Below are 23,990 nucleotides of genomic sequence, written 5' to 3' on the forward strand. Positions count from 1 at the left end.
AAACTTATCGATTGTTATGCGAATCATTTTGATTTCTTAGCCCAATCGATCTGGTGTAATTATTTAGACTAACGCTCGTTATTGAATTTTTCCGGGTAAGGGAAAAAGTTGTTCCTTCGGATTGGAGCTCAAGGCCAAAATTCCAAAGATGGGTAGTTTTGCGCAGAAACCAAGTTTGGTCGATTTTCGATTTATTGCATATTTGGCTTAATTCTTCAAAAAAAATGAAAAAAAGGAACACAGAATTTTTTGTTAGTCGGAGGAAAGTTGGAAGGAAACAGCTCTTTTTTTCCCTCATTATTAAAAAAAAGAATTTTCAACCTCTTTAGAATGAGAGTAAGTATTCGTTAGTTTTAACATATTTTCATATTCGCAAATTCTATTTTCATTTCTTTCTAGATTCTACATTTAGTTTGGAGCATCGGTATGAGTGTCCAGGTGAAAATCCCACAAAATACAACTTTATCAATGAAAACGGACCTTGCCGGTACGATTATTTTCGTTAACGATGATTTGGTTAAATTCAGTGGATTTGAGCGGAGGGAGTTATTAGGCCAGTCGTTCAAAAAAATCCAAAATTCTGAAACTCCTGAGTTGGTTTACAAAAACATACAAAAGACCTTGAATGAAAATGAACCTTGGAATGGGCTCCTAAAAAACCAAACAAGTGCAGGGCAATTTTTTTGGGCAAACACAACGATTACACCTTATTATGATAAAGATGGAAAAACCGTTGGACATATGTTTGTTGGACGTACTGCATCAGAAAAACAAATTTTAAATGGAGAAAACTTTTACCTAAATCCCGAAAAAATCGAATCCGCTTTTAGTTTGAATCCAAAAAAGATTTTATATAAATTCAAAATAAAAACCAAACTTTTGTTTGTGTTTGGTCTTATGGCGGTCCTCATGTCCGCATTGGGAATCAATTTAATTTTAATCAAAAAACAAGAATATGAAGGTGCACTGAATCGACTCAAAGGTGCAGAATATAACTTAAGTCTTGCCAAACTTATGCGACTCACTGCAAAACACCGAGGGTTTATGGCTCGGGTTTTGAACGGAGACCAAAGTGCTAAAGAGGAAGCAAATTCAATTGAAAAGGAGTTAGACGGTGCTTATCAAATTTTTTTAAAATTAAACGAAGAGGAGGGAAATTTTTTTCAAGTTTATAAAGAATCTAAGGATATTCATAAAAGATGGAATCACTTGAAGGAAATCAACTCAACACTAACGGCAAAGGAAAGTTACGTTGAGCATGTAAGCATAATTAAAAGGATGTTAAATGTAAACAATGAAGTAGGGGAGTCGTCAGGTTTATTTTTGGACCCAGAAAAAGACACCTACTTTATGATCGAAGTTTCATTGACTAAGTTACCATATCTAGCTGAAAAACTTGGACAACTCCGAGGGACAGGATTGGCGCATTTGGTTAAAGGAGCGAAAGCAGATCCGTATGAAAAAAGTTTGCTTCAGGAAATCATTGGATCAGTTGCAGGCAATTTTGAGTCCATTACAGTGAGTATGGCTGCGATCCGAAAATTTAATCCTGATGGTAAGAAGATTGTAGACACATTCCAAAAAGCAGAAGTTGATTTCCCTGTTTTACGAGAGCTGATTCAAAATAGAGTGATCAAAGAAAAAATTCCAACAATCAAAACGATAGAATACTACAATGCCACAACCAATTTAATTGATCAGATCTTCAATGTGAATGAACTCATTTCCAAACAACTTTCTGAGAAGTTTGCAGAAAGAGCAAATATCGCAAAAATCTATGCTATCATGGTTCTTGTTTTGACTTCCTTTGCTTTAGTCTTTTTTATTCTCCTACAATATTTAATCATTCATAGCATCATGTCCGTGATTCGAAATAGTACAGATATTATTTCACAAATTGTTCGTGGGTCAGGTGAACTCAAAGAAAATTTGGACTACGGGATCCATGATGAAATTGGAGGTCTTTTGAAATGGATGGGTGTTTTTATTTTAAATATTACTGAAATTGTTTTTATCCTCCGCCAAGTATCAGGTGAGTTATCTAATAAATCAAAAGATGCTGCCAATTTGGTTCGTAATTATTCTGCAACAACACAAGACCAAGCTGCTTCAACAGAAGAGACTTCTGCGGCAACGGAAGAGTTGGCAGCTTCTGTTGAAAATGTTTTTTCTAGTATCTCTACCCAAGCGGATCATTTGAAGGAAATAGAAAAAGTGACATCTGATTTCAAAATGGCAATGACAGACGTAGCAAATGCAATGCTCGGCATGACAAATTTAACAGAAGAATTTTATAAACAAGCCAATGATGGAATGTTAACAACAAAAACAACAGCAGATTCCATTCACATCGTAAATCAAAAGGCCGAGTTAATTGATGAAGTCGTTAATATCATTAATGAAATATCCGATCGAACCAATTTACTTGCGCTCAATGCTGCCATCGAGGCCGCCCGCGCTGGTGAACTTGGACGTGGGTTTGCAGTTGTGGCCCAGGAGATCGGAAAACTTGCTGAACAAACAGCACATAATACAAGAAACATTCAGTCATTGACTACTGACACAAAAAATGCAATCAAAACAAGTGTCGGACTGATGATGAACACAGAAGAGAGTTTTCGCGAATTACTCGCTAATATCTCAAAGATTCAGGAAACTGCAAAACTAGTTAGTTCTGCCCAGGAGAAACAAACTACTGATACCAATCGAATTGTAGAGTCTGTTCATAAAATCAATGAAAACTCACTTCAGATTTTAAATGCAGCTTCGCAAGAAAAAATAGCTGTAGAAGAAATTTCCAAATCAATTGAAACCATTGCGACAGGTACACAGGTAATTGCTGATAATTCATTGGTCCTTCTAGAAACTGCCAAAGATATTGAAGTGACCGGAGAACATTTACAAACGGTGGTTGAGACTTACAAATATTAACGTTAAAAAATTGATTGTTACAGATTGTTGAATTATTTTTTATATTCATTGAATCTAAAAATGAAATCAACCTTATTCAATAGTTTTACATTTGTTTTGCTTTTGTCGTATTTTTCTTGTTCAACGCAGACGGTTTATATTCCAAAAGAAAATCTAAATGCGACTTTGATGCCTGCGGAGTTTGTCGAAAAATTAGAATTTTCAGAATCCCTTTTGCCTATTGTTTCTGATTCAATTGAAAGACCTAATTCTCATGGCAAAATTTATTACGGGATTCTTCGAGATAAAGACAACAGTCGAATCGTGAGGAGTATTGCCATCCTTGTCGATTCCAAAGATATGGATTTGCAACCAGAAGAATATTTCTACTATCCAGTATACTATGCGATTAATGTTTCGAAACATCTTTCGATTAGGCAGACCTTGAGGAGTGAGTATGATATTCGAAGAGCTAATGAAAGGTCTCCTGTTTATATGCCTGTTTACGCTACCTCCAGTGTGGTTGCTTTAGCTGCTTTGGGAATTGTTTTCGTAGCTTTTACAGGTACTGCCTTTATCTTCGGAATGGGAAAAGGAACCTATGAATTTACAGAAGATGTGATGGAAGGTATCATTGTCTCCAAGGAAGAAATCGTATTAGGTTTTAATGATTATCAATATGATAAAGAGGGACGTTTGGTCAAAGTTTCTACTTATCTTCCTTATCGTTCTATTTCTAAATCAGTAATTCCTTTGTATGACCGCGAAGGGAAAAAACAAATTGGTCAAATGTATCCATCTTCCAAACCCATTTTGTTATCAGAGATAAATTATAAATACTCTCAAATGAATCCAACTTCCAAAATTCCGAAAGGGGCTGAGATCATCGAACATATTCCCAAGAAAACTAAAAAGTTGATAAATTTGCCGATCAAAGATCCATCGAAAGTAACAAAGTAATTTCTTGCATAAAAGCAAGAACGATTACAATGATCCAATTGTTAAAGGTGTTCTTGCTGGAATGATTTTCAAATTTAATCAATATGTTTTAGTTTTTCTTTTTATTACCTTCCCACTTGGAATTTTCCCTAAAACTTGGTCTGACTTAGAATCAGAAAAGGAAATCAAAGTGTATGGGAGTGAAAGAAGTGCTAAGTTTACTGCGAGTAACATTTTCTATGACGTAGAAAATTGGACAAACCACTACTCAGTGCGGGCTTTGGGATTCTATCGTTATTATGATTATCCAAAAGCAAAAACAAAATCTATATTTCCTTTTTTTTATCATATTCAAAGTAAATCCGATAACCGGGAATACAAACGAATTTTAAATGTAAACGTAACGAAAGAGAGAGATGCAGTCGATCAATCCTTTTACCCATTTGTTTTTTGGGGTAAAGACACAAAGGAATCTTATTTAACAACAATTCCGTTTTTCTTTTCTAGTTCTAATGAAACAAATAGTAAATTGGGATTTCCCGTTCTTCCTTTGTTATACTATCATAATCGAGGAACTGCGGGAGAAAATAAAAACTATTATTCCCGCTTGTTAACTTTTTTGCACTTTGAAATCAACGAGAACCAAGGATTTCATAAGTTTTCCTTTTTCCCTTTGGTATATTACTCCAAAAACAATTATTTGTTTGTGCCGATCCTTCTTTATTATCAAAACCAAAGGTCAAATGAAAATGAATATTGGATGGGACCAGTCTACTATTCTAACAATAAAGCCAAAGAAGAAAGTCTATTTGTAGCCTTCCCTATTTTTGGACGATATAGAAAACCAGGAAAGGAGTTTGATTTTATTTTTCCTGTGTATCTTAATTATGCCGATGAGGAAGAAGATTATCACATTAATTTATTATGGTATACGAAAACAAATTCAGCCAATGTAAATGTTGCAACAAACGAAGGGAATTTGTATGTTGATTTTGACTTTGGAATTTTATATAATTTGGTTGGATATTCACAGAGAACCAAAGTTCTGAATAGTAGTAACCAAATAAATAAAACAAATTCTATTGATTCAAACGAGCCCAAGGTAGTTAAAAAAAGAGAATTTAATCGAGACAATAGTGATAGCTTTTTTGGATACCAGTTACTTTTTGGAATTTTTTCTTATGAAAAGGCAGATACCAAAAGACACATTCGTTTGTTGCCACTTGCCTGGTTTACTTGGGATGAAGCTTCAAAAGATAATGTGGTTTTATTGCCACCTTTTTTTCCCATTTGGTTTAGTTACCAATCGGATGACCTAGAGTACAAGATACTATTTCCACTATATGGTAAACAAAAAGACAAAGATTCAGAATTCCGTGCTTATCTTTTGAATTTCTATTTAACGGAAGACCTTAGAGAAAATAATCGTAAAGAAAGATTCTATTTTTGGCCTTTTGTGAATATTTATGAATCAGACATTGATTCTGGACATAGAGTTTTGCCGTTTTATGTTCATCGGAACTATGGAACCGATAAACACCAACATAGTGATACGTTTACATTGTTTTCATCTTATCGGAAAACAAAAACTTCTACTGATCCTGATATTCGATTTTTGTTTTGGCCCTTATGGATTTCTTATGAAGAAAAAAATTCTCATCTTAATGAAAAAGAAAAAACTTTTTGGGTGACTCCATTTTTTTATAGAAATACAAACAATGGGGGAAGTAGAACCAATTTATTTTGGTTTATAGATTGGGAATGGTACAAAGAACGAGACTATGGCACTAATGCAAAAACCAAACCGGTAATTCCTTTAGAGAAGGATGAAAAACTTTCTCATCTTTTAATTTTTCCATTTTATAAAACAAAATCTAGTTTTTCAATAATTCCTTTGTCATTTAATGATTGGCACGAAGATGGATTTTCGACTTTTACTTTTTTAAATTATCTAAAATGGGATCGAAAAGGCCATTATTATAATTTTTTATATTTAATTGAATCGGAAAATACAGAAGTGAGTTATCAGTTCCGAAGTGTTGGTAGTTTGTTGTGGGGTTTTGACAAAGGAAAGTCAGAAATTAATAGAATCACTTTGTTATGGTTAGGTTATGACGATAGGTCTTACCGAACTACTTATAATTTTTTTCCGATCGTAAGAACTGCAGATGCAAACAAAGAAAAGTCTCGATTGTATGGGCCATTTCTATATTACCTTTTTGACTCAGAAGAAGAAAATACCGAATTGGTCCTTGCGGGGCTTGGTTACTATCATAATAAAACTAAATCAGACAACCAATACTCCACCTATGTTTTGCTTGGTGCTTTGTATCAAGAAAAAACAGAGATAGAAAGAGGTTATGTAAAAAGAGGAAGTTTGTGGGGTTGGCTTTGGGAATACCAAACGGAAGACAATGGATATGAAAAGTTTTCTATCTTAAAATTATTTTCTTATACCAAAGAGATGGATGGAACTAAAAAAATTATGGGAATTTCAATTTAATCAGTTATGCCAAATTCAAAACCCAAAGTTCTAGCAATTTCAGGAGGAATTAGTTCCTCTTCTTATAATAAAAAGATTCTGAATACTTTAAAACAAAATTTTGCAGATGATTGTGAAATTATGATGTATGATGAGATCGCCAATTTTCCGTTTTTTGCTTCTGGAATCTCTGATGAAGAAACTCCTGAGATAGTGAAAACTTTTTTAAAGGAAGTAGAGAAAGCTGATGGGATTTTAATATGTTCTCCCGAGTATGTATTTAGCATTCCTGGAGTTTTGAAAAATGCAATTGAATGGGCAGTTTCTTCTATTGTGTTTACAGATAAACCTGTGGCACTCATCACCGCAGCATCTGTTGGTGAAAAGGCACATGAATCTTTACTATTGGTCTTAAAAACAATCGGTGCTAAGTTATCGGAAAAAACCAATTTGTTGATTTCTGGAGTGAAAGGAAAGGTTTCTATCGATGGAGAAATTACTGACTTACAAACGAAACAATCAGTAAAAAATCTAATGGACCAGTTTATCAATTCATTAAAAACGAATTCGTCAGATTGAATCGCTATGGAAACAAAGGAGAAGTCAGGCTTTTATATTTGGAAAGAAATGGCCGCATATACGGGAGTATCCTTTGCCACCAAACGTCACAGCCACTTTTATCATCAGTTTTGTTTTTCTTTAGACAAACCCTTCTTACTGAAAGGGAAAAATGGTAAAGATTTTTATTCACAAGCAGCTTTGGTCCCTTCGGGAGTGAGTCATGAAACAACTTTTGGGAACGATCGTTTTATTATTTTATTGATCGATCCTTTGTTATTTGCTGTGTCTTTTCATACAGGTTTTATACATAAAGAAGGTAATCCTGCATTTGATTTAAAGGATATTATTTCTAATTCAGATATTTTGTTTTTAGAAACAGAACTAAAATCAAATCAAGGTGAAGCAAAAAATAGAATCCTTCAATTACTCAAAGATAAGTTTATTTTAGAAACCCAAAGAAATATTGACAATCGAATTAAAGATAGTTTGTCGTTCATACAAAAAGATGAATTAGACCAACTCACTTTAAAACAAATTTCTAAAATAACAAACCTTTCTCCCAGTCGATTTCGACATTTGTTTCGGAGTGAAACTGGAATTACATTTTCAAGTTATAAGTTGTGGAAAAAAATGCAGAAAGCTATTTTCATTCTTATCAATCAAAAAGATTTGATGAGTGCTGCATATGAAGGTGGATTTTTTGATCAGCCACATTTTAATCGTGTGTTACGTAGATCATTTGGTTTGAGCCCTTCTGAGTTAAAAAAAAATCCACATTTTGAATTAAAAATATTCTCATCTTAGCCCTTTTATACAAGGATTTTATTCTTACTTGAAGTAATATGAACAAATCTTGGAATCTTTTGAATTGTCGATTTTCAAGATAGACTATTTGTGAGTAGGTTGACCAAAATGAATTTTAAAATGCCTGAAGATTTTAGAAAAGCCTATCGGAAAGAATTAGAAAACTACCACGTATCCTTGAAGGAAAAAAACTTAGTGCAAGCTTGGTATTTTTTAGAAAGAGCCCATGTCATTGGCCAATACCATCCAATCTCACATACAGGAATTCACTTTAGAATGTTGGTGTTTGGGATTAGAACTTTGGATGGAAAGGAAATTTTCGGTCAAATGATTCGAGTTTTATTCGGTTGGATCGGTAGTTTATTCAATCGAATTCCGGTTGGGAATACGGGTGGAGTTTCTGTGCCAATTTTTGCATCTATGCCCATTCCTGATGATTTAAAAAGTTTGTTGAAGGATGCAGATACTGATCGTATTGGCCTTGCTGGTTTAAAAACCAAGTAGACCTTTTTTCTAAGAAGAAAATTAAATGTAATGTTTTTCTTTATCTATGATGGGCTGATATCTGTTAGTCTAGGGAATACGATAACCCATAGGTAATAAATTATAGATTTTGAATATTAATTGCGTACATTATTCCTTTTGTGAATTTTGTATCGTTTGAATCTTATTCAATTTTCTATGTTTCGATTTATCGTTATTTTATTATTCTTTTTTTCCTGTCGTGAAAAATCATTTAACAATGCATGTGATATCAAATCTGATTCCTACTTGGAATCTGTTTTTGTTTTCAATTTGTTAGGTGAAACAAAAAGTTATTGTTCTACTGGGATGATCGATTTCAATCCTTCTGTAATTTCTTTGAACCCTAAGTATGGTAGTGTTTCTGAGGGAGGCGGTAGTTTGGTAATCGGTAGTTCCGCTGCTTTTTCTGTTCAATTGAAGGAAAGGCCAGGGGCTAACGTTAGTGTTCAGGTTGTGGTATCAAATCCTTCCTATGGAACCGTTTTTCCCACGTCTCTTAACTTTGATTCAAGTAATTGGTCTATACCTCAGAATGTGATCGTAACGGGAGTTAATGATTCAATTCTAAATGGAACTAGGCAATTCCGGCTTATATTTGTTCCTAATTCGGAAGATAAAAACTTAGATCTAAATCCGAATACAGTCGATGTACAAATTTTTGATAATGAAAAACGATTGTTCCTATCTGCAAGTGCATATCGAGGAGGGGAATTTGGTGGTATTTCTGGAGCCGATGCCATTTGTGCTTCCGATGCCAAATGTCCCAATGGTTCAATTTGTAAGGCAATGATTTTAAATGCAGTTATGCGGGTTGCATCCGTTACTGCAAATATTGGTGATGGACAAATCGATTGGGTATTACATCCCAACACACATTATTATATGCCAGATGGAACCACGTTTGTTTCCAATACAAATTCTACATCCCTACTACAAATACCATTTTCGAATGTGATTGACTCAGTTTCTTCTGGAGTATGGCTTGGAAGTTTTTCTGGCTGGGTGATCGGTGCGAATCATTGTATTAATTGGTCTGATATTACTGTAATGAACACCGGCTATGTTTTCAGAACGCAATATACCGATAATACACTTTTTGGTGGAAATTATTCTTGTAGTAACCAAGCAAATTTACTTTGTGTGGAGTATTAAAATTTAAATTATTTTCCAACTAAAAAATTGAAAAAAAGACCGCTTTGCGTAATTTGAACGTTTCAAGTTTTGCTTTAAATGATGACATAACATTGATTGAAAAAGTAATTTTCTAATTTATCGTAAAGCTTTGAAATCCAAAATCTGCATATAATTTTCGTTTGGCGAATATAATTCTTATTTTTCATTGCTTGGAATTATTTATTTCGAGATTTGGTAGAAATAAGAGATTGATATTTCATGTTTTTTAGAGTTCTTCTATTTGGTCTTCTTTTCCTTTCTTGTAGCAAAAATCTTTATAATAATCCCTGTGACCCAGAATCAAAATCCTATGCCATGACATTTTTGGTGATGGCAGTTTCGGGTGAACAGAAAAACCTATGTTTTCCAGGTATCACAATTAAAGATAATTTTGGCCTATTGCTTAGTGCGACAACAGGTCGTCTCTCTGAACATGGTGGGAATGCTGTCCTTGGTTCTTCGTTAACTTATAAATTAAATTTTGGGTCTGAGCCAAAAGAAAATGTGAATGTCAACATAGTCGTTTCAAACCCTTCTTATGCCACAGTCAGTCCAACTACAATTATTTGGACACCCAATGATTGGAATTCGGAAAAGATAATTACTGTAACAGCTGTAAACGATACATTATTAAATGGGACTAGGGATTTTTTAATTCGGCTGGTGCCGACTTCAGCGGATACTTCTTTAAGACTTCAAGAAAGATTTATCTCAATGCAGATTTTTGATAACGATAAAAGGTTATTTGTGAATTCAACTCTCACCAAAGGAAATTTAGGTGGTATTTCTGGAGCAGATTCCACATGTTCTTCCGATCCTAAATGCCCTGTTGGATCTCAATGTAAGGCAATGCTTGGTACAGATTCGGGAATTCGAAGGGCAACTATTACGGGAGATGTTGGCGATGGTCAAGTCGATTGGGTTCTAAAACCATTCGCATCTTATGTTCAAAGCGACAATATAACGCCGGTCGGGACTACGAATGCAGTTTCATTGTTTACCCTTCCAATTGTGAATGGAATTGAATCTCCTGGAGTTACCACTTGGACTGGATTGGGAACTTCCTGGCAATCAGATCCAAACAATTGTTCCAATTGGACAAATTCAAGCTCTGGCAACGGAATTGTCGGGACTTCTAGTAGCAATAATGTAGCGTTACTCAATAATTTGAATGTAGCTTGTACTAGTGATTTGAAATTTTACTGCGCAGAACAATAAAAAATATTTCAATTATTTGATTGACTATTCATATCTAATAGATATAGCTTAAAAATATATCTATTAGATATGAGGCCCCATGCAAACCAACCAACGGAATATACTTGTTATTCTTGGTCATCCGAATCCAAATTCACTTTGTGCTCATTTAGCGGAGACTTATGTAAATTCAGCAAAACAATCGGGCCACACAGTGAATTATCTAAAATTGGCCGAATTAAATTTTGATTATAATTTATACATGGGCCATAAAAAAGATTCCTCTCAGACGCTCGAACCAGATTTAATCCGAAGTCAAAAATTAATAACAGATGCAAACCATTTGGTATTTGTTTTTCCTAGTTGGTGGGCCAGTATGCCAGCAGTTCTAAAGGCATGGATTGACCGAGTGTTTTTACCGGGATTCTCATTTAAATACCGAAAAAACTCGCCACTTCCCGAAAAACTTTTGTTAGGTAAAACTGCTCGTATCTTTGTAACGATGGATGCTCCTAGTTGGTATTACAAATGGTTTAATAAATCTCCAGGTGTCCAATTGTTGAAGTTTGGAACTTTGGAGTTTTGTGGAGTTTCACCTGTTAAAGTAACAATTTTTGGTCAGGTGAGAACTAGGAAACAATCTGACTTTTTGAAATGGACCAAAGATGTTGAATCTTTTGCCAAACAAGGTAAATAGTATGAAACTATTTCATAAAGACCTAAATGAATTTGAATCTAATGGACAATATTTAAATTTTAAAGGTCATTCTATATACTATCGAACGATTGGAGAAGGAAGGAATTTATTTCTTTTACACGGTTATCCTTTCAATTGTTATGATTGGAGTTTAGTCATTCCAAAAATATCCAAAGATAGAAAGATCATTCTTTTGGATTTTTTAGGTATGGGATTTTCTGATAAACCACAAAATCATCGTTATACGTTTGAGGAATATGCAGAAATTGTAAATGAAGTTGCAAACCATTTAGGAATCATTGAGGCAGATATTTTAGCCCACGATTTAGCTGTTAGTGTTGTGCAAGAAATGTTATCTTCACTTGAAAAAAATAAATTTAAGATCCGTTCGATCGCGTTTATGAATGGAGGTCTTTTCTCCGATGTTTACAAACCAAGACTAATCCAAAGGTTTTTATCTCAAACTCCAAACTTCATTGGAAAATTAATCAGTAAGGCAATGAGTCGTAAATCTGTAGAGGCATCACTTTTTCGTGTTTTCGGACCTACTACCCAACCAAACAAAAATTGGTTAGATATCTTTTGGGAAGTTTTAAACTATAAAGAAGGAAAAACGATAGCTTATCTCATTGGCCGACTGGTGTTTGAAAAAGTTCATTATCAAAAACGTTGGACAAACGCTATGTTGTTTACCCAGATCCCATTTTGTTATATATGTGGTCCAGCGGATCCAAATTCAGGATTAAATATGTCAGATCGTTTTTCCAAAGTTTTTCCTTCTAGGCCTATTTATTTTTTATCTGAAAAGATAGGACATTGGCCACAAATTGAGTCCCCGGAAGAAGTTGTTTCAACATACTATCATTTCATTAATGATTTAAAATAAGCTAATGAAACGAGAAAGCAAAACACAGTATGCATTGTTAGGTATCCTTTCTCAATGTGAAATGAATGGATATGAAATCCGAAAATACATTGAGTCCACAATTAGTTTTTTCTGGAGCGAAAGTTTCGGACAAATTTATCCCACTTTGGCAAAGTTAGAAGAAGAAGGATTGATTCGAGAATGGGAAAAAACGGATAACAACGGGAAAAAGAAAAAAGTTTATAAAATCACTCGTCCTGGACTTGAGGCATTCCGACGTTGGATGGACGAATCTCCGATCCAAACAAACAAAAGAAACGAATTGTTATTTAAAGTTTTTTTTGGAAGGCATATGAATCCAAAATTATTAACCCAACAGTTAGAAGAAGAAGTTCACAAACAAAAGGAAGATTTAAAACTATTAAAAAACTTTCAAAAGGAACTGGATACAGATTGGGAAAAACATCCAGACTTGGAGTATTGGTCTTTGACCCTTGAGTATGCGGAAAAACAAACAAAACTAAATTTAGATTGGATAAATAAAGTTAAAAGTAAAATTAAAAGCTAATTTTTTATTTTAATTATTGATTTGGTATCAATAATCTATATAAAAAACAGATGATGGGCTGGGGCACTGTCTCTAAAAGATGTTACTATGTGTTCTCTGTTTGTGTTACGTTTATATTTTGTTCCCCAATTTTTGGAACAGAGAAAGTAACCCTTCATCTGAAATGGTTTCATCAATTTCAATTCGCTGGATACTATGCTGCACTTGAAAAAGGATATTACAAAGATCTTGGACTTGATGTTGAGATTTTTGAAAGTACGATTGGAATCAAAGGTATTCACGAAAAAGTAATCCAATCTCCCGGTCATTATGGTGTAGGGAGTAATGAACTTATCCAAGAAAGATACGCAGGAAAACCTGTGGTTGTTCTTGCAGTCATTTTTCAACATTCACCTTCTGTTTTGTTTTTTAAAAAAACATCAAATATTCAAAGTATTCATGACTTAGCTGGCAAACGAGTGATGTTAACTCCTCGGATGGATGAAATAGTTGCTTATCTCAAAAAAGAAGGTATAGAATTAAAAGATTTGCAGCTCATAGAGCATAAATTTGATCCAAATGATTTGATCTTAGGTAAAGTGGATGCCTATTCAGGATATGCCACAACTCAAGCTTATGATTTTAAAAAAGCAGGTTTTTCTTTTGTAGAATATTCACCTCGTGTAGCTGGAATTGATTTTTATGGTGATAATTTTTTTACAAGTGAAGTTGAGGTTCGGGAACATCCCGATCGAGTAAAAGCATTTCGAGAAGCAAGTCTACGTGGTTGGCAATATGCAATGAACCATCAAGAAGAAATTGTAGATTTGATTTATGAAAAATACTCTAAAAGAAATTCGAAGGAGCGACTGTTATTTGAAGCAAAACAAATGACTCCATTAATCCAACCTGTGCTTGTGGAGATGGGTTATATGAATCCAGGACGTTGGAAACACATCAATGATGTGTATGCAGACCTCGGAATGCTTCCTAAAAATATGAATCTACGGGGTTTTATTTATGATCCCAATCCTCAAACAAATTACGATTGGATTTATTATTCTTTTGGAGCAGTTGTTTCTATTTTTATAGTTGTTTGGTTGGTGCAATGGCGTCGTTTGGAAAAACAATATTCTGAAAACTTAAAGAAACAGGTTGAAGTTCGAACAGAAGAATTAAAAAATTCTAATGAATATTTACAAGTATTGAATCAAAGTGTGTTGAATACTTTAAAAGAGCTTACAGAAGCCCAAGATCGACTTCTTTCTTCTGAAAAATTAGCAGTGCTCGGACAACTTGCTGCTGGTATGGCCCATGAGTTAAATACACCATTGGGAGCCATTGTTTCTTCCAATCAATCTCTTGCAGATTTTCTAAATAATAAAATTAATAAAATCGTCGAAACCATTCTTGGATTTAGTAAAGAGGATTCTATTCGATTTAATAAAGTGTTAGAAGAAAGTATCAAAAACCAAACTTTCCTTGAAGGAAAAACGGAAAGATTAATCAAAAAGGATCTTGCTTCAAAATATTCATCAACGTTAAAGATGGATTTATATGGAAAACATATGCAACTTGTCGTTGAAACGGGAGCTTATCGATTGGGTGATGAACTCTCCCAAATCTTAGAAAGCGAAAACTCGCTTACCATCCTTGAAACTGTTGCAACGATGGCTGCAGCTTATCGTTCGAATCAAATCATCTCAGTTGCATCAGAAAAAGCGACACATGTGATTCGTGCACTCAAAAGTTATTTGGTTACAGATAAAGATATTTTGAGTGGGAACACAGTTGTTGATGTAATTTTTGAAATAGAAACCATACTGTCTCTTTATCATTACAACCTAAGTAAAGTTAATATAGTTAAGTCTTATTTAACTAACAAAAAATGTAAAGGAAATAGAGATAAACTCAATCAAGTTTGGATCAATCTATTGAACAACGCATTACAAGCTATGAGTTATGCAGGAACACTAGAAATCAGAATTCAATCGATTGAACCATGGATCAAAGTTTCGATCATTGATTCTGGTACGGGGATTCCTGACAAAATCAAAGATAAGATTTTTGATCCGTTTTTTACCACAAAACCAGACGGAGAAGGGATGGGTTTAGGTCTTGATATTTGTAAGAAAATTGTATTACAAACAGGTGGAAAAATTGAATTAGAGGATGTGCCAAACGGAGCTTGTTTTGTTGTTTGGTTGCCAATTGCCGAAGAAGACTTAAATTCTAATTCTTAATTCCTGGATTTATTCGTATGCGCTCTTCGTGTATTCGCAGAAAGGGGGCATGGGTCAGGCCTTGGCCCGAAAAAATGGAGAATTTTAACAGATATTTGTATTTCGTAAATTAGATCAAGTTTGCTTTTTCGATTCCAATTACGATAGGCAAATGTAGATTCGTACTAGTTTCTATGGACCCTTTGAAAGATATGTATTCCCGTGATTGGGTTTTGAATTTGGGAAACCACCTGAACGCAGTTGATTCCAATATAAAACCTTTGGAATTTCAGAAACAGGTGTTTTCTTCTCCCTGGAAGGAGATGGAATTAAAAGAAAGAATCAACAGACTTGCCGAAGTAGTGGTTCAAAATTGGCAGGGTCCAATCGCAAATATTTATCCTAATCTTGTTACTTTAATTGATTCACTTCGTAACCAAGGGATTTCTGATTTTAATTTTCCATATATTTTTTTAAACGATATTGTCACCAAATCTGGGTTAAGTGATTTCGAATCATCAATGAAAGCTTTTGAAAAAATTACTGTGTTTTCCAGTTCTGAATTTGCGATTCGTTTTTTTTATAAACAACACTTTGATAGAACTTTAAAACAGATGTTTCTTTGGTCGAAACACAAGGAGCCAATGGTTCGGAGGTTGGCCAGTGAAGGGAGCCGCCCGATGTTACCTTGGGGAATTGGAATTCCGGAAATCAAAAAAAATCCAGAAATTCATTTGTCGATACTAGAATCTCTTTGGGATGATCAGAACGAAATTGTCCGTCGGAGTGTTGCAAATCATTTAAACGATATATCAAAGTTAAATCCGGAATTAGTATTAGAATTCTGTATACATAAGTTTGGCAAAACACCTGAGTTAGACAAAACCTTAAAACATTCCCTCCGTACACTTCTTAAAAAAGGAAATACCAAAGCCTTGGGTTTCTTTTCATATAACACAAAATGGAAACCAGAAAAATTTAAATTTTCACTGTCACAGAAGGAAGTTAAAGTTGGAAATGCACTTGAATTTAAAATTCATTTGAGTCAAAATTCAAAAGATAAAACGAAATTGAGACTAGAATATAAAATTGGGTTCCGGTTATCTAATGGAAAACATGGATTTAAAGTATTTCAGTTAGGTGAACGAATGTTGTTGCCATCTGAAACCATAGAGATAACCAAAAAACATTCATTTGCACCCATTACCACTCGAGTGTATTATCCTGGAACCCAAACGATTTCGATTTTGTTAAATGGAAACGAATATGATATGCGAAAATTTGAATTGAAATGAGGATAGGAACTTAGTTTGAGAAAAAAATCATTTATATTGCTTGTAATTTTTTTTCCTTTTGTTTTTGAGTTTTGTTCTGTTTTTTATTCTTCCGAAAGACCTAAGTTGGATTTTTCAAAACATATCAAAGATAAATCATTAAGTTACGAATTAATAGGTTGGGATGATGAGGCTGACCGACGCAGAATTTCTTACATTCTTTCTGCTTTACAATCCTCTGGAAAATTTACAGCTGTTCAGTACCAAAACCAAACCAAGGCAGATGCACATCTGCAAATCATTTTGGAGTCCAGTCCCAGATTTAAATTTTTTCTAGGGGAATCAACGGAGCCTGTTTCCTATTTACCGGAGAGAGATCCAATAAGGTTTGGTGCTTATTTGCTGAATCGTTTCCTTGCGATTAGTACTGTTTTTGTTATTCCAGATATCGATAGAGATGATGATTATTTGGTTTTTCGCCTAAGTAAAAAAGGGAAATTAGAAAAGGAATACCGGTACCCGATGGAGTCTTATCGAGTGTTTGGTTGGGTTTCTCTTCTACTGATGTGGGGTGATGATCGGAATGAATGGAAGACAATCCTTGCAGAAAAGGTATCAAAATTTTTAGGAGATGCTCAGGATGAACTGTAAATCTCAATTTTTAAAGTTACTTTCGCTCTTTTGGCTTCTTTTGTTTTTAAATTGTGCCGCATTTCCTGATATTGTTACTTCCAAAGAACGTAAACTTTATTCGATACCAAAAGAAAAAGTAAGGTTTGTTTTTACTGGATTTTATCGTTATGAACAGGAACAAAAACAGATTCAAGATACCTTACTCAAATCAGGCTTTCTTCAAGACCAAAACTCAAATTTAGAGTTAGAAGTGATTTTGCAAAAAAAAGATCCGGTATATCGATATTTATTAATCCATCGACTGAATTTTGTTTTAACATTTTTATCTGGGGGACTTGTCCCTTCACATATTAGAACCGAACATACGCTTACGTTTCGTTATACGAATCTAGGTGTTTTTGTAAATGAGTCCGTGTATGATATGGGTATGGATCAGTGGAGAGGGATTCCTGTTATTTTACTAATGATCACACATTGGCCGAATCGAATTTATAAAGAACAATTGATTGATGCTACTAAGTTGGAGATAAAAGAAATATGAAAAGTCTATATTTAGTTATTATATCTAGCTTTTTATTGGTTTCTTGTTTTGGATTGATTCGAAGACTAACACCCAATGAAAAAATAGATTCATTTGATATCCAAGATAAAAAAAGAACCTATATAGTTCATTATCCTAAAAACTGGAATGGGTCGCCGATACCATTGTTAGTTGCGTTGCATGGAAGATATGGGTCAGGATCAAGTATGATCAGACAAACTAAGTTAGATATTCTTTCCGATTCTAAAGGGTTTGTCGTTGTGTTTCCTGATGGTTACAAAAGAAGTTGGGCTGATGGAAGGGGGAATACCCCTGCGGATGAAGATCAGATCAACGATATAGTTTTTATCGAATCAATCGTAAAACGAATGATTGCTGAGGGTTCTGTTGATCCAAAAAAAGTATTTTTGGTGGGGCATTCCAATGGTGGCTTTATGGCCCAACGTCTTGCCGTTGAGAAACCAAACTTATGGAAAGGAGTTGTAAGTGTGGCGGCCCAAATTTCAGTTTTCACACTCAAACGAAAAGCTGCACTAAAAACAAACCCTGTATCAGTAGGCATTATTGCTGGGACTGAAGATCCACTTGTTCCATATAGTGGTGGTTATGTGAGAGATGGTGGAGAAATTTTATCCGTTGATGATTCTATATTGCGATGGAAAGAGTGGAACCAATGTTCTGACTCAGTTAACAAAAAATCAGAAACTTTCAAAGAAGATCTTAGCGAAATAAAAATTGATTTTTTTAGATATGAAAGTTGTACAGAAGATAAAAAAGTTGGATTGATTCAATTAAATGGCCTTGGGCATAGTTGGCCAGGAGAAACACCAATGATTCCTTTTATCAATCAGGGAAAAACAACAAAAGTCATTGATGGTTCCAAACTTGTTTGGGATTTTATGGAGAGTCTGTGACTGTTTCCAAAATAGCCTTGGTTACAGGGGCATCTCGAGGGATCGGACTTGCCATTTCTCAGATGTTAGTTGGTATGGGATATTTTGTTTATGGAGTTTGCCGAAATCCAGAACAATGCAATTATAAAAATGAATCATTTCATCTGCTTTCATGTGATCTTTCGAAAGCAAAAGATATAGATCAACTTTTGGTTCATATTCTCAAAAAAAATGAAATCAATTTGTTGGTTCACTCTGCTGGTCTTGCATATTTTGCCCCAGTTGAAGAATTGTCTTCTGAAAAAATTCGCGAGATGGTTAATGTTCATGTAACAGCTCCCATGCTACTTACAAGTCAACTAACACGATTTTTGAAACAAAACCATGGACGAATTGTTTTTATTGGTTCTGTGGCAGGAAAAGAAATTTCACCTTGGGGGAACGTATATGCTTCTCTCAAAGCAGGGATTCATCATTATGCAAGGGAGCTTTTTTCCGAATTACGTAAGTTTGGTGTGAAGGTTCATCTGGTTATACCTGATATCACAAAAACCGATTTTTATAATCACTTAAATTTTGAACCGGATGAAGATCCGAAATCTTATTTATTGCCAGGACAAATTGCAGAAGTTATTCAAGAACTGGTTGCCGAGGATCGGCATTGGGTAGTTCCTGAAATTCAAATTTCGCCGGAACTATTTAAGATTAAACGTAAAAAACAGAATTAATCATTCCCCAATAGGAGCAATATCGTCTGAGAACGGTTCCGGTTGGCTTCCTTCGTTATCATCTGAGTTTGTACCAGACGCTGGAATTACTTTTGCAATCATCGAATCTTCGTCTTGTTTCCGTTTGATGGCCCTGATTTTTCCATCGGTTTCATACAATCGTTCGATTACTTTTTTGAGTAATAAAAATAAAAATTCAGGACTTTCTTGGCTCATCTGAACAAAGGTGGTTCGGTTGATGATTCCTAATTTTGCAGCTTCTGAAACAACAACAATTGATGCAGCTCTCGGACTATTATTGATAATAGCCATTTCACCAAAGAATTCACCCGGTAGGATACTTCTTAGTTTTATATGTTTGCCTTCAATTTGTTTATAAATATCCAACTGTCCTTCAAACAAAAAGAACATGGCACCGTTCGAAGGAACTCCCTCTTTAAAGAGAACCTCCCCACGTTTTATATTGATCATACTTAGTTTTGCGAGAGATTCTTTAAGTCCCATCACTTGACTCCGTTAGATCTTTTAATCTTTGTTCTGCTTCAATTAAACGTTCAACGTATGTTTGTAGCAAAGCATATACAAACATTGGGTTTGAATTTGCAATGCGAGTTAAGTTCTGTTTATCAAGGATTCCGAGTTGAGCTCTGTCTGAATCAATAAAAACTGTCATCGCCCTTGGATGGCTTGAGATTAATGCGATCTCTCCGAAAAATTCGCCAGTGGAAAGTTTTCTTACTTCATGAAAATTTCCTTGGTCTGGTGCACCCATTCCAACAGAAAGAGAACCACTTAAGATGAAATACATCTTTTCGTTGGACGGTTCTCCTTCTCTTACAATGATTTCTCCTCGTTTGAATGTCTTTGTAGGGACAGTATTCACGAAGTCAAAGATGTTGATTCGATTGTCTTTTTTAGGAATGGACATTAAAGGCCGCGGTAAATCTCAATCAGTTCAGGTATTTTTTTATCCTCCGCATATTCCAGAGGAGACTTTCCCAATTTATCTTCTAGTTTAGAATCTCCGCCATTTAAAACGAAGACCCTCGCCAATTCCAAAATGGAATCACTTTTACCAGGATCAAACTGGAGTGCTAGTTCGGAAAGTATAGTTTTCCCTAATTTATCTTGTTGGTTTAAGTTCGCTCTTCTTTCTACTAGGAATAGTACTAGTTTCTTATAGTTTTCTGTTTGGTTATTATCTTTGGAAGATAAGAATTTTTGAATGGCCTTATGTAATACGGTCAGTCCGTTATTATCTGTTAGGTTGGGATCTGCACCTAATGTAATGAGTTGGGACATTGTTTCGATTCGATTTCGGTTGAGCGCAACGTGAAGAGCACTTAACCCTCGTTTGTTTTTAGTATTGGGGTTCACACCTTTACTGATCAATAACTTGATTGTTTCGTCAGAAAATTTTTGATCCTTTTTTTCAATGTCCAACTTACAAACGGTAGTGATTAAATTTTCGCCTTCTTCATTGAGTGATTGGAGATTGGCACCAGCGGATACCAAAAGTTTGAATCCTTCCGCATCTTTTCTTTCAATGGTTGAAAAAACTAGACTGGAACCGTCTTTTTGTTTATGGTTTGGGTCTGCTTTTTTTGATAAAAGGAATTTTGTGATAGGTAGCTGTTTGTTTTCTAAAGCTAAAGAAAGGGAAGTTTCTCCGGTTCTTTGGTTTTGAACATCAACAGGAACATTTTTTTTAAGTAACTCTTCTACAATTTTTAAGCCTGACTTTCTAGAGGCCAAATGAATGGGCAAATAACCTGATGAATTTGGTGTTAAAACATCGGCATTTTTTTGGATTAATATTTCCGCAATTACCCATTTGGAAGTTTCAATAGATTCTTCGAGTGGAATTTTGTTAGAAGAGAGGGTTTGATTTGGATTTGCACCTGCATCTAAAACAAGTTTCAAAAGATTGGTGTCATTTTTTTGTAAGGCGATTTCAAATAAAGTTTTTCCAGTTAAGTTCTTGGAATCAACATTCAAACCTTTTTTTAAAAGTAAGTTAGTGACTGTTAGGTTTTTCTTTTCTACGGAATAAAAAAGCAGAGATTCTCCTTCAGGTGTTTTTGCATTGACATTTGCACCTCGATTCAAAAGAACTTCCACACCTTGTGTGAATCCTTTTTCAATCGCAAAAACAATGGGGCTGATGGACTTTGTGTCTTCCGTGTTAGGATTCCCATTGGAGTCCAAACTTAGATTTAATAATTTTATATTCCTTTGGTCAATGGCAACAAATACGGGAGTTCTTCCGGTTAAGTCAGGAAGATTGATATCAGCTCCATTTTGAAGAAGGTAAGTAATAGAATCCAGTTTTGATTTTTCAAAAGCTAAGTAAAGAGGGGACTTTCTTGGATTGTTTCTTAAATTTACATCAGCCTTACTTTCTACTAGTAACTTTTGTACTGCAAGATTTGATTTAAGTATGGCCACATGTAGGGCAGTGTTCCCATCTGCATCATAAGCATTTAGATCGGCACCTTTTTCTACAATGGTTTTGATTTGGTTTGTGAAACGCGAGGTAACAACGTAGTGTAATAATGTTTTGCCTGACAAATCTCTTCTGTTTAAATCGGCACCTTGATTCAGTAGAGTTTCAAATTGTTTTGGTTTGTTTTTTTCAACGGCTAGGACAAGAAGTGTTTTTCCGGATTCGTCACTGGCATTGATGTCACCGCCGTTTGTGATGGCAGTTTCAAAATCTTTTGGATTTCCCTTTAGTAGAATCTGCACCATGTCAGGTGCCACTGGAGTGATCGTGGTTGTTTCAGGTGGATTGTCTTGTGAAAAACTAGATCCGAAAGAAACGAATAGAAGGGCTAAGCTGAAAGTAAAAAATTTATGTTTCATTTGGGTAAATAGGCATCTGGATCCAAAGCTTGTTGGTCAGGTCCTTTCCTAACTTCAAAATGTAAATGTGGGCCGGTTGATTTGCCAGTGTTTCCTACCTGACCAATGATATCGCCAGATCGGACACTGTCACCTTCTTTTACTTGGCGTTCATTTTGGTGGGCATAGTAGGTGAAAATATTGTTTTTATGGCTAAGGATCGTCAACATCCCATAACCACCGCTAGTTGTAATGGTTCTCCAAACTTTTCCATCGCTAACTGCTTTTATCGGTGTACCAATAGACGCAGGTAAATCAATCCCTGAATGGAAAGCACCAACTTTTCCAGTTACTGGATCAACTCTCGTACCAAAATTAGAAGATACATAACGATCATTGTCCACAGGGATTTGAAAGTATTTAGATATATCATCACTATCAACAAGAGGTCCACGATCTTTGGAAACAAACCCTCCAAAAACCCATCCTTCCCATTCATCATTCCAAGATATATAGATCCATCTGGATCTAACTCCACCAATGGTTTCTATTTCTTTTTTGGTATCTATGATTTTGATTTTTTCATCCCCTGGAATTGATGTGACAACGGAACCATAATCGTTTGGTTCATCTCTCATTCTTAGACTTGTGGATCGAACATATCGTTTTTCTCCACTTTTTAATTCATCTGGGTTTTCTTGTGGGTAAGAGATCTCACCCGGTTGGACATCGTAAGAAACAACTTCTGATGCACTCAAATAACCACCAAACACCCAACCGGTGCCATAAGCAGATGATACTTGGTGCCATTGCGAAGTGATACCATCGATGGTTTCTTCGGAACTACTGGAAGTTTCAATTTTAACTTTTTGACCTTTGGGTAATCTTGCCACAACGTAAGCATTTACATCTGGTTCTCCCCTCATGTTAAGAGAACTTGCTTCCACCCACATATCTTTTCCCTTTTTTGAATTGGAATAATTTGTGTTAGGTGTTTCTGTAACTCTTCCCGAAAGTGAAGATAAATCTAAAGACAATCCATCTGTATTTCTTGATTTAACTGCAGGTTTGGTTGGAGAAAGTAGGTCTTGAGTAATATACCCTTCTTGTTTTGATTTGGTTCTTACAAGAACCCAATGTGGTTTTTCAGTTTTAGCAGTTACATCTTGTTTTAAGACCATCACCACTTCTACAGATTCTCCTTTTTTCACCTTGGTAGTTGATCGAGTGGAAGGTTGGTTGGAGGGTTCTAGTTGTAAAAAAAAGGAATCTCCAGCAATGGCTGAAAGTGATTTTGATTTTTTTTCTTTGGCACCAGGTGCTGCATTGTGATCAGAAATCCCTTCTGCTTGTTTTAAGTCGATGGGAGAGTTTGCGATTTTGAGTCCGGGATATTTGTTTTGAACACGACTGACGAAGTCATTGAATTTTTGTAAAATCTCCTCTTGTTTCTTTTGGTTGGCAGAAACAAGACCAGATTGCCTTTGTTTGTCCCTTTCCTCAAGTGAGGTTTGAGACAAAACGGGTAAGGAGCAAAACAATAGAAAAATAGAGGTAAAAAGGATTTTCTGATTTTTCATAAAACAAACTATAAAAAACCAAAGAAAAGGGGAACGGTCAAGGTTTTTTGTTTATTCTTCCTCAGGCAACAGGGGAGTCAGAAAATAAGAAATAAATTCCAATTTTCCCCGCATCGATGATTTTTCATAGATGGATGCCGTTTGGTTTTCGATCGTGCGAAGGCTTTTTTTTCGAACAGCAGCAATTTGTTTTTGAGAAAACCCACGAAGCAGAAGGATTGCGATTTCAGTTTCCGCATCTGACAATTTCCATTCTTCCATCTGGGCCTTTGCTTCTGCCCAAAAACCCATCTCTGGATTTTTTAAGATGCGATTGGTACGCTTTAGATCATGGATTTGAGACTTGGCGTGTATATTTTCAACCGCTTCTGCTTTTAACTCTTTGTAAAGAATAAAGACCACGAGAAAGGATGAAATAGCGATGAAGGATTCCACTGTCGCAATGACGACCCGAAAACGATCAAAGTATTCTGGTGGGTTTGTTAAGGTGAAAATTTCTTCAGCTATCCACACGATCAACGATAGAACATAAAATGCTAAAAAAAGAATTCTTACCTTACGAGTGTCCATATTTC

At 35.1% G+C, this 23,990-nt stretch carries 22 protein-coding genes; 17 read left to right on the forward strand and 5 right to left on the reverse strand.

Going from position 1 to position 23,990, the window contains the following annotated elements; all coding sequences use genetic code 11:
* Positions 1-426 precede the first annotated feature (426 nt).
* The 17 genes from EHR01_RS17690 (at position 427) to EHR01_RS17770 (ending at position 18,991) form a co-directional block, all read left to right on the forward strand.
* Positions 427-2,931 (forward strand): methyl-accepting chemotaxis protein, encoded by a 2,505-nt coding sequence (locus EHR01_RS17690; RefSeq protein WP_135696816.1) that lies wholly within the window; start codon positions 427-429, stop codon positions 2,929-2,931.
* Positions 2,932-2,991: 60 nt separating this feature from the next.
* Positions 2,992-3,870: a hypothetical protein gene (locus tag EHR01_RS17695; RefSeq protein WP_135696818.1), complete on the forward strand. Its 879-nt coding sequence runs from the start codon at positions 2,992-2,994 to the stop codon at positions 3,868-3,870.
* Positions 3,871-3,931: 61 nt separating this feature from the next.
* Complete coding sequence (locus tag EHR01_RS17700; protein WP_135696820.1) at positions 3,932-6,352, forward strand: LA_1737 family protein; 2,421 nt, start codon at positions 3,932-3,934, stop codon at positions 6,350-6,352.
* A gap of 6 nt (positions 6,353-6,358) precedes the next feature.
* Positions 6,359-6,910: an NADPH-dependent FMN reductase gene (locus EHR01_RS17705; protein WP_135696822.1), complete on the forward strand. Its 552-nt coding sequence runs from the start codon at positions 6,359-6,361 to the stop codon at positions 6,908-6,910.
* A gap of 6 nt (positions 6,911-6,916) precedes the next feature.
* Positions 6,917-7,696, forward strand: coding sequence for a helix-turn-helix domain-containing protein (locus EHR01_RS17710; protein WP_135696824.1), 780 nt, complete (start codon positions 6,917-6,919; stop codon positions 7,694-7,696).
* Between the two features lie 120 nt (positions 7,697-7,816).
* Positions 7,817-8,200: a DUF3703 domain-containing protein gene (locus tag EHR01_RS17715; protein WP_244310178.1), complete on the forward strand. Its 384-nt coding sequence runs from the start codon at positions 7,817-7,819 to the stop codon at positions 8,198-8,200.
* A 177-nt stretch (positions 8,201-8,377) separates the two neighbouring features.
* On the forward strand, positions 8,378-9,373 hold the full coding sequence (locus EHR01_RS17720; protein WP_135696828.1) for a DUF1554 domain-containing protein: 996 nt from the start codon (positions 8,378-8,380) through the stop codon (positions 9,371-9,373).
* A 240-nt stretch (positions 9,374-9,613) separates the two neighbouring features.
* Positions 9,614-10,612 (forward strand): DUF1554 domain-containing protein, encoded by a 999-nt coding sequence (locus EHR01_RS17725; RefSeq protein WP_135696830.1) that lies wholly within the window; start codon positions 9,614-9,616, stop codon positions 10,610-10,612.
* A 79-nt stretch (positions 10,613-10,691) separates the two neighbouring features.
* Positions 10,692-11,288 (forward strand): NAD(P)H-dependent oxidoreductase, encoded by a 597-nt coding sequence (locus EHR01_RS17730; protein ID WP_135696832.1) that lies wholly within the window; start codon positions 10,692-10,694, stop codon positions 11,286-11,288.
* A 1-nt stretch (position 11,289) separates the two neighbouring features.
* Positions 11,290-12,174, forward strand: coding sequence for an alpha/beta fold hydrolase (locus EHR01_RS17735; RefSeq protein WP_135696834.1), 885 nt, complete (start codon positions 11,290-11,292; stop codon positions 12,172-12,174).
* 4 nt (positions 12,175-12,178) lie between these two features.
* Entirely contained in the window at positions 12,179-12,721 is a 543-nt protein-coding gene (locus EHR01_RS17740) for a PadR family transcriptional regulator (RefSeq protein WP_135696836.1), read from the forward strand.
* Positions 12,722-12,774: 53 nt separating this feature from the next.
* Positions 12,775-14,943: an ABC transporter substrate-binding protein gene (locus tag EHR01_RS17745; protein ID WP_135697445.1), complete on the forward strand. Its 2,169-nt coding sequence runs from the start codon at positions 12,775-12,777 to the stop codon at positions 14,941-14,943.
* Between the two features lie 173 nt (positions 14,944-15,116).
* Positions 15,117-16,217 carry a DNA alkylation repair protein gene (locus tag EHR01_RS17750; RefSeq protein ID WP_135696838.1) on the forward strand — a complete coding sequence of 367 codons (1,101 nt, stop codon included), beginning with the start codon at positions 15,117-15,119 and terminating at the stop codon, positions 16,215-16,217.
* A gap of 15 nt (positions 16,218-16,232) precedes the next feature.
* The gene (locus EHR01_RS17755; protein WP_135696840.1) at positions 16,233-16,847 is read left to right on the forward strand and encodes a hypothetical protein; all 615 of its coding nucleotides are present in this window, start codon (positions 16,233-16,235) and stop codon (positions 16,845-16,847) included.
* Positions 16,837-17,370 (forward strand): hypothetical protein, encoded by a 534-nt coding sequence (locus tag EHR01_RS17760; protein ID WP_135696842.1) that lies wholly within the window; start codon positions 16,837-16,839, stop codon positions 17,368-17,370. The genes EHR01_RS17755 and EHR01_RS17760 overlap by 11 nt, the downstream gene beginning before the upstream one ends.
* The gene (locus EHR01_RS17765) at positions 17,367-18,284 is read left to right on the forward strand and encodes a CE1 family esterase (RefSeq protein WP_135696843.1); all 918 of its coding nucleotides are present in this window, start codon (positions 17,367-17,369) and stop codon (positions 18,282-18,284) included. Before EHR01_RS17760 ends, EHR01_RS17765 begins: the two co-directional genes overlap by 4 nt.
* Complete coding sequence (locus EHR01_RS17770; protein WP_135696845.1) at positions 18,281-18,991, forward strand: SDR family oxidoreductase; 711 nt, start codon at positions 18,281-18,283, stop codon at positions 18,989-18,991. Before EHR01_RS17765 ends, EHR01_RS17770 begins: the two co-directional genes overlap by 4 nt.
* Here EHR01_RS17770 and EHR01_RS17775 read toward each other — a convergent pair whose 3' ends face one another.
* The 5 genes from EHR01_RS17775 to EHR01_RS17795 are packed head-to-tail and all read right to left on the reverse strand — an operon-like array spanning position 18,992 to position 23,985.
* A complete protein-coding gene (locus tag EHR01_RS17775) occupies positions 18,992-19,495 on the reverse strand; it encodes a Crp/Fnr family transcriptional regulator (protein WP_135696847.1) in 504 nt (167 codons plus the stop codon).
* Positions 19,485-19,919 (reverse strand): Crp/Fnr family transcriptional regulator, encoded by a 435-nt coding sequence (locus tag EHR01_RS17780; RefSeq protein ID WP_004787483.1) that lies wholly within the window; start codon positions 19,917-19,919, stop codon positions 19,485-19,487. The genes EHR01_RS17775 and EHR01_RS17780 overlap by 11 nt, the downstream gene beginning before the upstream one ends.
* Positions 19,919-21,856, reverse strand: coding sequence for an ankyrin repeat domain-containing protein (locus EHR01_RS17785; RefSeq protein ID WP_135696849.1), 1,938 nt, complete (start codon positions 21,854-21,856; stop codon positions 19,919-19,921). Before EHR01_RS17785 ends, EHR01_RS17780 begins: the two co-directional genes overlap by 1 nt.
* On the reverse strand, positions 21,853-23,415 hold the full coding sequence (locus EHR01_RS17790; protein WP_135696851.1) for a peptidoglycan DD-metalloendopeptidase family protein: 1,563 nt from the start codon (positions 23,413-23,415) through the stop codon (positions 21,853-21,855). The genes EHR01_RS17785 and EHR01_RS17790 overlap by 4 nt, the downstream gene beginning before the upstream one ends.
* A gap of 51 nt (positions 23,416-23,466) precedes the next feature.
* A complete protein-coding gene (locus EHR01_RS17795) occupies positions 23,467-23,985 on the reverse strand; it encodes a helix-turn-helix transcriptional regulator (RefSeq protein WP_135696853.1) in 519 nt (172 codons plus the stop codon).
* Positions 23,986-23,990: the final 5 nt, after the last annotated feature.

The organism is Leptospira mtsangambouensis (genome assembly GCF_004770475.1).
GTDB lineage: Bacteria > Spirochaetota > Leptospiria > Leptospirales > Leptospiraceae > Leptospira_A > Leptospira_A mtsangambouensis.